The organism is Alteromonas oceanisediminis, from assembly GCF_018474025.1.
In the GTDB taxonomy this organism is placed as follows: domain Bacteria; phylum Pseudomonadota; class Gammaproteobacteria; order Enterobacterales; family Alteromonadaceae; genus Alteromonas_E; species Alteromonas_E oceanisediminis.
In genome coordinates, this window is record NZ_JAHCTA010000001.1 from 631560 (window position 1) to 643734 (window position 12175).

General features: G+C 49.4%; 10 protein-coding genes. 2 read left to right on the forward strand and 8 right to left on the reverse strand.

What is annotated here, in order from left to right; translation table 11 throughout:
• Positions 1 to 31: 31 nt before the first annotated feature.
• The 5 genes from parE to nudF form a co-directional block, all read right to left on the reverse strand.
• Complete coding sequence (gene parE / locus KIU71_RS02910) at positions 32 to 1924, reverse strand: DNA topoisomerase IV subunit B (RefSeq protein ID WP_214129645.1); 1893 nt, start codon at positions 1922 to 1924, stop codon at positions 32 to 34.
• A gap of 91 nt (positions 1925 to 2015) precedes the next feature.
• The gene (locus KIU71_RS02915; RefSeq protein ID WP_214129646.1) at positions 2016 to 2597 is read right to left on the reverse strand and encodes a YqiA/YcfP family alpha/beta fold hydrolase; all 582 of its coding nucleotides are present in this window, start codon (positions 2595 to 2597) and stop codon (positions 2016 to 2018) included.
• 5 nt (positions 2598 to 2602) lie between these two features.
• On the reverse strand, positions 2603 to 3463 hold the full coding sequence (locus KIU71_RS02920) for a metallophosphoesterase family protein (RefSeq protein WP_214129647.1): 861 nt from the start codon (positions 3461 to 3463) through the stop codon (positions 2603 to 2605).
• On the reverse strand, positions 3412 to 3846 hold the full coding sequence (locus tag KIU71_RS02925) for a DUF1249 domain-containing protein (RefSeq protein ID WP_214129648.1): 435 nt from the start codon (positions 3844 to 3846) through the stop codon (positions 3412 to 3414). Before KIU71_RS02925 ends, KIU71_RS02920 begins: the two co-directional genes overlap by 52 nt.
• Positions 3836 to 4471, reverse strand: a complete 636-nt coding sequence (gene nudF, locus KIU71_RS02930) for an ADP-ribose diphosphatase (RefSeq protein ID WP_315853236.1) — start codon at positions 4469 to 4471, stop codon at positions 3836 to 3838. The genes KIU71_RS02925 and nudF overlap by 11 nt, the downstream gene beginning before the upstream one ends.
• A 159-nt stretch (positions 4472 to 4630) precedes the next feature.
• Between nudF and tolC the strand changes: the two genes are divergently transcribed.
• Positions 4631 to 6022 (forward strand): outer membrane channel protein TolC, encoded by a 1392-nt coding sequence (gene tolC, locus KIU71_RS02935; RefSeq protein ID WP_214129650.1) that lies wholly within the window; start codon positions 4631 to 4633, stop codon positions 6020 to 6022.
• 173 nt (positions 6023 to 6195) lie between these two features.
• On the opposite strand, the gene KIU71_RS02940 is transcribed toward tolC, so the two are convergent.
• The 3 genes from KIU71_RS02940 to prsT all read right to left on the reverse strand — a co-directional run bounded on the left by KIU71_RS02940 (position 6196) and on the right by prsT (position 10164).
• Positions 6196 to 6387, reverse strand: a complete 192-nt coding sequence (locus KIU71_RS02940) for a hypothetical protein (protein ID WP_214129651.1) — start codon at positions 6385 to 6387, stop codon at positions 6196 to 6198.
• 83 nt (positions 6388 to 6470) lie between these two features.
• Complete coding sequence (locus KIU71_RS02945) at positions 6471 to 7280, reverse strand: ion transporter (RefSeq protein ID WP_214129652.1); 810 nt, start codon at positions 7278 to 7280, stop codon at positions 6471 to 6473.
• A 112-nt stretch (positions 7281 to 7392) separates the two neighbouring features.
• A complete protein-coding gene (gene prsT / locus KIU71_RS02950; RefSeq protein ID WP_214129653.1) occupies positions 7393 to 10164 on the reverse strand; it encodes an XrtA/PEP-CTERM system TPR-repeat protein PrsT in 2772 nt (923 codons plus the stop codon).
• 228 nt (positions 10165 to 10392) lie between these two features.
• Here prsT and KIU71_RS02955 point away from each other — a divergent pair, with 228 nt between their 5' ends.
• On the forward strand, positions 10393 to 12168 hold the full coding sequence (locus KIU71_RS02955) for a DEAD/DEAH box helicase (RefSeq protein ID WP_214129654.1): 1776 nt from the start codon (positions 10393 to 10395) through the stop codon (positions 12166 to 12168).
• Positions 12169 to 12175: the final 7 nt, after the last annotated feature.

Genomic DNA, 12175 nt, shown 5'->3' on the forward strand with positions numbered 1-12175 from the left:
AGCGGTGCTCGCGGCAGATGCGATACCAACACTACACCACTTCCGCTAGATTGCCTTTTGACTCAAGCCACTGACGTCTGTCTGGTGAACGCTTCTTCGCCAGTAACATGTCCATCAGTTCAAGCATGCCCTCAGCGTCATCAATGGTAAGTTGAACTAAGCGCCGAGTGTTTGGATCCATGGTGGTTTCACGCAGCTGCAATGGGTTCATTTCGCCCAACCCTTTGAAACGTTGTACATTCACTTTTCCGCGCTTTTTCTCAGCTTCTATGCGATCAAGTATGCCCTGCTTCTCACTTTCATCGAGGGCGTAATACACTTCTTTCCCCACATCGATACGAAACAAGGGGGGCATGGCGACATACACGTGCCCTTGATCAACCAGTGAACGAAAGTGCCGTACAAACAGGGCGCATAAGAGGGTAGCAATGTGCAAGCCGTCGGAGTCCGCATCTGCCAAAATACAGATTTTACCGTAACGTAGCCCCGTTAAATCGGCGGTGTCAGGATCAATACCCAGCGCCACTGAAATGTCGTGAATTTCCTGCGATGCCAGCACCTGTGAGGAATCTACTTCCCAACTGTTAAGAATTTTACCGCGCAGGGGCATGATGGCTTGAAACTCACGATCACGCGCTTGCTTGGCAGAGCCGCCCGCTGAATCACCCTCAACTAAGAACAGCTCTGAGCGATTGATATCTTGCGATGAACAATCGGTAAGCTTACCCGGTAGCGCAGGCCCTTGTGTGACTTTTTTACGCGCGACTTTTTTGATTTGGCGTAAACGTCGTTGCGCGTTGCTGATACACAGCTCAGCCAGTAGTTCTGCCACGTCAGTATGTTGATTGAGCCACAGGCTAAAAGCGTCTTTCACTACGCCTGATACAAAAGCCGATGCCTGACGGGAAGACAATCGCTCTTTGGTTTGCCCAGCAAATTGCGGATCCTGCATCTTAGTTGAGAGGATATAACTGCATCTGTCCCACACGTCTTCTGGGGTCAATTTAACGCCACGCGGCATCAAGTTACGGAACTCACAAAACTCACGCATCGATTCCAACAAGCCTTGGCGCAAACCATTTACGTGTGTACCACCCTGTGTGGTAGGGATCAGGTTAACGTAGCTTTCCGTGACCATTTCGCCACCTTCAGGCAACCACATCACAGCCCAGTCGGCTTGCTCTGTCGACGCAGAAAACGTGCCTACGAAGGGCGCATCTTCAGGCAGGGTGATCGCATCGGCCAGCGAGTCGGTAAGATAGTCGCGCAGGCCGTCTTCAAAATACCACTCATGACTTTCTACATTAACTTTGTCATCAAAACGAATACGCAGCCCCGGACAAAGAACGGCTTTGGCGCGCAAAATATGGCGCAGTTTAGTTGCTGAAAACTTTGCTGAATCAAAATACTGAGGATCAGGCCAAAAGTGTACCCGGGTACCCGTATTGCGGCGACCACAGCTATCAATCACACGTAAATCTTCAATTTTATCGCCGTTAGCAAACACAATCTGGTAGACATTACTGTCACGACGGATAGTCACTTCAACGCGGGTTGATAAGGCATTGACCACCGAGATACCCACGCCGTGCAAGCCGCCGGAAAACGCATAGTTCTTATTGGAGAACTTTCCACCGGCATGCAGCTTGGTCATGATCAGTTCCACACCGGATATCCCTTCTTCGGGGTGAATATCAACCGGCATCCCGCGTCCGTCATCAATCACTTCCAGAGAATGGTCACTGTGCAAAGTAATTTTGATGCTGGATGCATGCCCCGCCATCGCTTCATCCACACTGTTGTCAATAACCTCTTGACTCAGATGATTAGGGCGCGTGGTGTCGGTGTACATACCGGGGCGGCGTTTTACCGGATCAAGGCCGTTGAGTACCTCTATAGCATCCGCATTATATTGATTCGACATGTTAATATTATTCTCTGTTAGGCCTGCGCCAGCGTATCGATCGCATATAGGTGCTTGATGTTAGCAAGCTGTGTTTTGAAGGGCAATTGCGCTATACACGCAAGAACTCGAATATCGCTTTCAGGTGGCGGTCGAATTTAATGAAGCTATGATCGCCTCCCTCTTCCACCACCAGGGTGGCCCCCTCGTAGCGTTTCACTGCGCGCCGGTAATCAAGTACCTCATCGCCCGTTTGCAAAAAAACAGAAAAACATTCTGGGTCGCGTATTTTTGATGACTCCAGCGCGCGCAATTGTGCAATATGCTGCGTATCAATACTGAACGATTCCTGAGTGTAAGGGTTCACGTGCTCGCCAATGTAGTTCTGCATCAGGGTGTACGGCGCGACGGCTGGGTTGATCAGCACTGCTTTTCCGCCGAACTGTTCCACCAGCCAGGTGCTTAAAAATCCGCCCATGGAACTGCCAATACAACGCAAAACATAGCCTTGGTCAATCACCTGTTGTTGCACTAGCCTTTGCAGAAAGGGTACAGCTTCGCTGATGGTGTTGGGGATCTGCGGCGTGATCAGTGCGATGTCGGGTAAGTGAAGAGCAGCGTACTGAGCAGCTTGCTGTGCTTTCACCGACTGTGGTGAGCTTAAAAATCCGTGCAGGTAGACTATGGGTGTCATAGGCCTCATCTTTTCTGTGCATCTGAAATAGTCGGGCTGTCAGCGAGATAGTGTACGGACGTGTGCAACTGCCCCCCATCACTTAACTCTATAAGCCGAAAGCCGGGTGTTTGTGCAGCAACGCTAAAGTGTGCGGTGTTTCCCCACTGCCAACAACTACTCGGACAGGCATACAGACGACAGACATCGCCATTGGGCCTGCTGTGCTGCTGCACGCGAGCCGTATGCACATGACCATGAACCACGGCTTGCACACCCTCGGATTGCTCAATCAAATGCAGTAGTTGCTCAGGGTTGTCCAATCGATGTTTATCCATCCATTCATTGGCCGGATACAGCGGGTGATGGATTGCCATCAAATGATACTGGTTCGAACCGGCTGTTTCTACTAACCGATTCCGACATTGACCTATGCCTGTTTCAGTCAAACTGCCGCGCGCCCCTGCAAATGTACTGGGCAGGCAATGCAGATGCCAGTTGGCAGGCAAAGCATGATACTGATACGCCGTAAATGGCTGCCAATCTGCAGGCCAGTGCACCGGAGAATCATGATTCCCGGCCAGTGTGAACAATACAGCCTCAATCTCAGCGGCTTGCCACAGCGATTGAAAATGGCGATAACTCTGTGCGCTACCGTCACCGGAAATGTCACCGGTACACAATACGGCGTCCACCTGATACCCACCAATAGCCGAAAATACAGCAGCAAGAGCATCATAGGGATTAATGTCGTTATACCCGCACTTGTCACGCTCAGCAAACAGATGGCAATCACTCAGCTGCGCGATGACATATGGCGGCTTATGTTTGACCACTAAGCGCCTGACACTGACGCTTGACGATGACTCAAACAGAAGGTCAGCCATTCGGCTAAAAACCGATTAACCATTTGCTTTTCATTCCGCTGATGCATGCCACGGTTTGGGTATTCGTAAGACGGGTCCAATGCACCAACTCGTTGACTGGTCAACACTTCTGCGACATTAGCATCATGATACAGTCTGACTTCCATGGCGGGTTGCAAAAACGCCGGACTGTTAGACTGCACCTGACGCATTTCCAGCGTACTGGTAAAACGTGCCGAATCGAGTATGCGAATACGAAAGCGCAACTTCTCACCGGCACTAAACACATACTCCAGTCGCTCGGTGTCGACATCCGGTAGCAGTCGCATTAGTTTGGCATAGTTTGCTTCGCATACTGCCAAAATCGACGGTAAATGAGGCACGTATTTGCGTTTATTCAGCATCACTGTTTTGCCACTGGCGCATTAGGCGAGACTTATTTAAAAAGAACCACTGCAAAGCCACCATCGCGGCTGCATTATCGATTATACCGTCGTCAAGCCACTGTCGTGCTTCTGACTCTTTCACTCTGTGTACCAATATATCCTCGGCTTCGTTGTCTAATCCGTGCACACCCTTTGCCGTGGCAGCGTCTACACATGCCATGTAGATGTGCATTCTTTCTGTGGTACCGCCAGGGCTAGCCAAATAAGTGCAGGCTTTGGTGAGCTGGGTGATCTCAATACCGGCTTCTTCCTGTGATTCGCGTACGCACACTGCACGCTCTTCTTCGCCAGGGTCTATAATGCCGGCGATAATTTCAATCAGCCACGGCCGGTCACTGGTGGCCAGTGCGCCAATGCGTACTTGCTCGATTAATATGAATTCTGCGCGAATAGGATCATAAGGCAATACGCCTACCGCGTGCCCACGCTCAAAAATTTCGCGCGCTACCGGCTCGCTCCACCCGCCGCCATACAAGCGGTGTTCGAACTGATATTTCACCATTTTAAAATAGCCATCATAGAGTGGCGATTTTTCAAGCTGGCGGATATCTTGTCGTGAAAACCGTTGAATCTGTCGTTTAATGTCGTTCAAATCCGAGTTACCTATAGGAATACGCACCCATTTCTCATATTCTGTTACACTTCGTAGCAAAGTGTTACGACTATTTAATGTTTTACGGTGCTTGAATTACGTAGACTCGTAAGCATATATCAGAACTCCCGAAACCTCTAAGGCGCATACATGAAAAAAACATTAATCTCGTTGATTGTTGGCGTTGGTCTCGCCTCCAACGCGTTAGCCGACGATCTTGTACAAGTGTATCAACAAGCGGTCGAAAATGATCCGGTGGTAAATCGAGCTAAAGCAGACCGAGATGTCGCTTTTGAGGCTATCACGGAAAGTCGCGCAGCATTGTTGCCGCAAATCTCCGCCGATTTAAGTTACACCATGAGCACGCGGGACAACACCAACCCAATCACTGATCCAGTCACCGAACAGTTTCTTGGGTTCGCCGTTTTCGAAAATGAAACTGAAACGCTGGGTTATGGGGCTGAACTTAGAATGTCGCTGTATGATCATGCCCGTTGGTTAGGGCTGGATCGTGCCGAGTTGGTCGCGCAGCAGAGCGAAGCAAATTATTCATCCATTTTACAAGGCCTGATTGAACGTACGGTTACCGCCTATTTAAATGTGTTGCGCGCTAAAGATAATGTCGAATTCGTTAAGGCCGAGAAACGCGCCATTGAGCGTCAATTGGAGCAAACCAAGCAACGCTTTGAAGTGGGTCTGACGGCGATAACCGATGTACACGAAGCGCAAGCAAATTTCGACAACACGGTGGCACAGCAAATCCGGGCAGAGAACAATCTAGAACTGCGTTTGGAAGAACTGCGCGAAATCACGGGTAAATATCATGATCGTTTGTTCGTGCTCGATACGGAAAAATTCAGTGCCAGCAAACCTTCGCCAGAATCGGTCAATCAGTGGCTAGAGTTAGCTCAAGAAGGCAATTTGGAGTTACTGGTTCAGCGCTTTGCAAAAGACATCGCTAAAGAAGATATTGATATTGCGCATGCGGGCCATTATCCAACGCTTTCACTCAACGGCAGCTACGGACAAACGGATACAACCGTAGTAGGTGCTGCTCAAGGCGGTGGTGATTTAGACGTACCTAAGCTGAACAATCAATCCATCGGCATTACGTTGAATGTGCCTATTTATCAGGGCGGTGCCGTTAGCTCACGTACAGAGCAGGCACGTTATCGTTATGTAGCGGCTTCGGAAAGTCTGGAGCTTACTTATCGTCAGACAGTACGTTCTGTCCGCAGTTCGTACAACGACGTAAATGCAGCGATATCCACAATTCGCGCGCTTGACCAAGCAGTGGTTTCAGCGCAGAGCGCGCTAGAAGCGACTGACGCTGGTTTTGAAGTGGGTACACGAACGATTGTTGATGTGCTGAATAGCACGCGTAACTTATTTGATGCGCGCCGCAACTTAGCTGGAGCACGTTACGACTTTATCCAGTCAATCATTAGCTTAAAACGTGCCGCGGGCAATTTGTCAAAAAGTGATATCGAAGCCGTCAATCAGGGGTTAATGCCTGCGCCTATTGAGGATGAGGCTTCCTGAAATACCGCTGACCTTTAACAACGGTCTACGTTGCATGAAAAGATAAATCCCGCTGAGACAACCGACTCAGCGGGATTTTTATTTAACTTGAATTTAGGACCACTCCGTCCGGCAGCGCCGTCAAACTCAGAACTCTGCGTTACTCAAGATCGCATTAACGCGTTATTTAAGCCTTAAGCGGAAGTCAGTCGCCGCATTTTCTCGAGCAATTCCTGAATATCCTGCTTGAGCTGATGGGCCTCATTCACTGATGACATTGGCGGCACTTCTTGGGTTGCAGCTGGGTGGGATAATGCTGCTAGCCGCTGGCTGACCTGGAGTAATTGTTCACGTAACGTCGCCGACGTATATTGTACAGGTTTCATTAGCTCTCCTTGCACTGAATGATGGCGTCCATTGCTTTGTAGTGCAAACCATACAGGATCCTGACGAGATTGAAAATAGCCCGTCAGGATTTCGGTGTCTGCTCTGCCAACTGCTTGACCATCGCCTTGAGCTCTTTGATCTCACAGTGCAGGTCGTCAAGGGTTGGCTCCGTGCTGGTCAGCGCCGCTTCGCGTTTATGTTCTTCTTCCATCACACTCACCACAATACCAATCACCATATTCAGAAAAGCAAACGTAGTGAGGAAGATAAAGGTCATATAGTACAGCCAACTCATGGGGTAGATTTCCATGGTTTCATACTGCACATCCGTCCAATCTTCGAAGGTCATCACACGAAACAACGTCAACATCGATCGGGCAATGTTACCCCACAAGAAGGGGTTGATATCTTTAAACAGATAACTTCCGACTGCGGCATAAATATAAAAGATGATAAACAACAGAAGAACGACGTAGCCCAACTGTGGTAACGCTTTCAGTAGCGAGTTGATAAGTACCCTCAGTTCAGGAATGATGGAGACCATTCGCAGTACTCTAAAAACGCGTACCAATCTGGCAAGCAGCGCCATTTCGCTATCTTGAATGGGGATCAGGCTGACCACTACCACGAGCGTATCAAACACATTCCAACCCGATTTGAAGAAGTCTTTTTTATTCGGTTCGGCAATGAAGCGAACGGTAATTTCGAACAGAAAGAACACCGTAATAAATACATCTAAGACACTGGTCAACGAGTAAGCAAAGGTGGGTAACTCGTAGGTCTTAGCGCCGATCTCCAATGCAGAAACGATGATCACTGCAACCACAAACAGCTCAAAAGCACGATTGTTTTTCAGCCGAAGTAGTCGCTCTTGCATAGCCTGATAGGTCATGATGTTCTAATCTAAAAAAGCGGAGACGCGCAGTTAATATGACCGCGCGCTCGGTTATTCAAGTGAAGCCTGTAATATTTATGGCACGCTTAGGCATTCAGCCAAGCGCCGTCTATTGAGACAGCGCTTGCTTTATGTCGTTAACGACGGGTTGTGATTCAGGTGCCGTAAACTGACGTTCGTTGAACCGGCGCTTGGCGATTGTCAGTTTGTCAGCTTTGATCAATGTCTGTACATAATTGAGATAAATTTCCTCACTTTGCACGCTGTCATCAATCGTCTTTTCATACAAACCAACCGCTTTATCGAACTCTCCTTGTGCGACATAAATTTGCGCCAGTGTGTCAGCGGCAGCAGCATTGCGGGGCTGTAATGACACAGCACGTTCGGCAAGTGGTTGTGCTCCTGCCAAATCCCCTGCCTGCAGTTTGAGGTAGGCCAAGTTATTCATCGCCACAAAGTTCTTTCTGTTGGTGTCGATTAACGCTTGGTATTCACTCACTGCAGCGCTGGGATCGCGACTGATTTTACGTTCAGCCAGCAGCATTCGAGCGCGTTCATCAGTTGGGTTTTCACTGACATACTCAGTTAAGGTAGCAAAACCCGCGTCCATTTCGTCAGCACCTTCCTGAGTGCGCAACAGTAGCAGCAGATTGCGCAGGTTCGGTCTTGCTTCATACGCCAAACTCGCAGGCGCAATAGCGTCATCAAATTTTTCTTCCTGTACCAGGTTACGCGCCACAATACCCTTAACAAAGGCGAGTTCTTGCGCTTGCTCAGGCAGAGCATCCAGCAGTTTACGACTTTGTTTCACTTCGCCTTGCAAGCTCAAAAAGTGGCTGTGTAACAAATCGACTTGCACATCATCTCGTTGTGTTTTAAATCGCTTGATAATAGCGATGGCGTCGGCCGGTTGGTTCAACAAGTCAAAAATTAACAGATTCCCCAGTAATGCATCTTTGTCGAATGGATAGAGTGACAGCCATTGTTCATAATGCTGTTGAGCCCCTTCTAAATTATTGCTCTGCAACAACGTTTGTCCCTTGAGCTGCCAGAAATCGCGCGATACCTGACGTGAAGGTTTTATCGGCTCCAAGGTTTTTATGGCATCTTCATACAAACCGTCCGATGCCTGCATGCGCGCATAAACTAAGCGTAAATCTTCATTTTTGGGCTGTTTACTGAGCTGTGATTTGGTCGCTTTAAGCGCTTTGCTTGCATCACCTTGCCGCTTTTCTACCTGATATTGCATCGCTAGCGCGCCCAGATGATCCGGCTTTTGCGCTAACACTTTACGCACAAGGGCCAAACTCTCAGCATGCTCGCCTTGCTGCGCCGACAACGTGGCGCGAGCCATCAATAATGAAGGATCATTAGGTGCGATTTGAGCAGCAGCATCATATTGTCTGTTTGCTTCAGCCATATCATTCTGGCGCAGGGCAACATCGGCAGCCAGCAAGTATGGCGTGACACTGTCAGGTGAATTTTTCTTCCATTCCTGCGCTAGTTTTAATGCTTTATCAAGCTGATTCGTGGCCAGATAAGCCGTTCCCAGTGTGGTTTGCGCCGTGGCTGACTCAGGCGCTTTCTCGACTGCCTGCTCCAAGTTGATAATGCCCTCAATCTGGTTCATCGACATCTGCAACACACCCGTGCGCAGTAAGTCATCGGCATCCTCTGACACGCCTTTGCTACGCTCAAGCATACTCTGAGCATCCGCCAGATTGCCCGATTTAAGCAGTTCAAAACCCGCTCTGGAAAACAATTCAGCGTCGTCTTCAGAAACAGCGTCAACACGTTGTAGCGCCGAATTGGCATCGCTGACTAGACCCAATTGTAACTGGCTGGCCGCCAATAATTTAAGCCCAGCATGGTTGTCTGGAAGCACCGAAGCAATCAGTGATAAATGTGTATTTGCCGACTCGAAATCACCTAACTCATAAGCGGTAAAACCTGCCACTAAACGCAATACGGGATCATTCCGGCCGCCGTTAATTGCCGTTTCCAGATACGAATATGCGGCTTTGTACTCTTGCTGCTGCGCTAAAATAATCCCCTTCATCTGGTTCAACATAGGGTTTTTTGCACTCAGCTTCAGCAGTTCATCAACGTAGGTTTCAGCCTGCTCAGTTCGGCCTAATTCGATGAGCATTGAGGCCAACATGAACTGCGTGTTGACGTCCTCAGGAAATTTGTCCAGATAGTCGACATACGCATCAACCGCCTGATCAATTTCCTGTTGTTGCAGATACAAACGCGCCAATAGCATCAGTGCATCGCGATTCAGCGGCGATTGATCACGCAGGGCTTTTGCCTGCGCAAGTGCTTGTTCTGTTTGCCCATCAATCACCAAACCGAGAGTTTCAACAAGCCCCTTGTACACCGAACTTGTGTCGAGCGTCACCAGTTCATCAATAAGGGCTTTGGCGGCATCCAAATCATCCAATTCAATAAACGACTGTACTTTGTAGTAGCCCACTTCCACCCGCTCGGCTGTGGTCATGTCGTTTTCAGTGTGATCCAGATCAGCCAGCGCGTTAAAGGCACCGGTACGCTGATAAGCCTGAGAAAGCAGTGGTACAACTTGAGAGGCGGGGTGGCCTAAATCCATCGCACGGCGAAGCTCTTTTTCAGCACTATCAAACTCATTCTGGCTAAGGTAAACCTTGCCTAGCTCGAAACGCGCATCAGCAGCGTCAGGGTCCGCTTGAATCGCATTCTTTAACTCGACGACCGCCGATTTTGGGTCATCAGCTTCGATGTAAGCCTGCGCAGCTTCAATATGTTCTTCGCTGGTTTTCTTGGAACACGCGGAGAGCATGACTATAACAGCAATGCTCAGTGCCAGTGCTCGAGATGGGCGGAGACCTGATCGGGTTCTCATTTCACTTCCTTCTTGTCGAAACGTTGAATTTGCGTGCGTATCGTACAGTAATCACGCCACCATGTGAGAATAACTCGGTTAGATAACATGGTATGCAAAGAGGTTATCGAATATACTACAATCTTTGCAACACTAAAGCGGTTTTAGCAGCAATAAGTCACTGAGGGTTCAGTGCGGCTCAAAGCAACCGCTACGGCTTTGCCCCGCCCTAACACTTCAGGACACTACATGACTACAACTGTCGACATTAAATTTAGCGACTTGGGCCTCCCCGACGCTATTCTCCAAGCCCTTGAAAAAGTAGGCTATGAAAAACCTTCACCAATACAGGCTGAAGCAATACCGCTCATTTTAGAAGGCCATGATTTACTTGGCCAAGCGCAAACGGGTACCGGTAAAACCGCGGCGTTTGCATTGCCCATGCTGGCAAAGATTGATGCCGAAGCAAAACTTCCGCAGCTTCTGGTACTTGCGCCTACGCGTGAACTGGCGATCCAAGTGGCCGAAGCTTTTCAAGTGTACGCCAGCTTTTCGAAAAAAATCAAAGTACTACCTATTTACGGTGGCCAATCGTACGACAATCAAATCCGTCAACTGAAACGCGGCGTTCAGGTCGTTGTCGGCACGCCAGGGCGCGTTATTGACCACATTAATCGTGGCACACTCAAACTTAACGAGCTTAAATTTTTGGTGTTGGATGAAGCGGATGAAATGCTTCGGATGGGCTTTATCGACGACGTGGAGCACATTCTTAGCCACGCGCCACAAGAGCGTCAAACCGCGCTGTTCTCGGCCACCATGCCAGAGCCTATTCGCAAAATCACGCAGCGCTATTTGAAAACGCCCAAACACGTGAAGATTGCGTCAAAGGTAAGCACAGCAAGCACCATCCGCCAGCGTTATTGCCAAGTGGCTCCGCATCACAAGCTTGAAGCGCTTACGCGTATTATGGAAGTTGAGCCTTTCGACGGTGTGATTGTGTTTGTGCGCACAAAAACGGCCACGATAGAACTGGCCGAAAAACTCTCAGCGCGCGGCTATGACGTAGAACCTCTCAATGGTGACATTCCACAAAACGCCCGTGAGCGCACCGTGGAACGTTTGAAGCAAGGCAAAATTGATATACTGGTTGCTACCGACGTTGTGGCGCGAGGGCTGGATGTTGAACGGGTAAGCCACGTGGTTAACTTTGATATCCCTTATGATTCAGAGTCTTACGTGCATCGCATTGGTCGTACGGGCCGTGCGGGTCGAACAGGTGATGCCATTCTCTTCATCTCACATCGCGAAAAGCGCCTGTTATTTTCGATAGAGAAAACCACCAAGCAACCGATTGAACAAATGGAAATTCCTTCCATTAACGAATTAAACGAATCTCGATTGTCGCGCTTCAAACGTAATGTCGTCGAAGCGCTTGAAGATAACAGTATTGAGCAGTTTATGCCGGTTATCGACAGTATTCGAGAGGAAAACGACGTCGCACCCGAGCGCTTGCTTGCGGCATTGGCTAAGCTTGCTCAAGGTGAAGAGCCACTCTTATTGAAAGAGTCTGATCGCCCTGATTTGACGGCTCGCCCAACGCGTGACAGTGGCCGAGGCGATCGCCAAGAACGTGGTCATCGCGGTGACCGACCTGATCGGGGTGAGCGCAAGCCTCGCGCGCCAAGGGGAGGCAAAGCTGAAGCGGGTAAACAGCGTTTTCGGATTGATGTAGGCCACTCGCACGGTGTTAAGCCGGGTAATATCGTGGGTGCCATCGCAAATGAAGCCAATATCAGCAGTAAGCATATAGGCGCGATTGAGATTTACGATCATTTCAGCACGGTCGATTTGCCCGAGGGCATGCCAGCAGAGACACGCGACTTGCTGCAGAACACGCGCGTCGCTGGCCAACGCATCGCGCTGCGCGAATGGTCTGATGAGCCACCTAAAAAAGGGGCAGGCAAGCCCCGTGGCGACAAACCCGACGCCAGTAAACGCAGAAAGCCGCGTTTCGACAAATAGCGAGTTT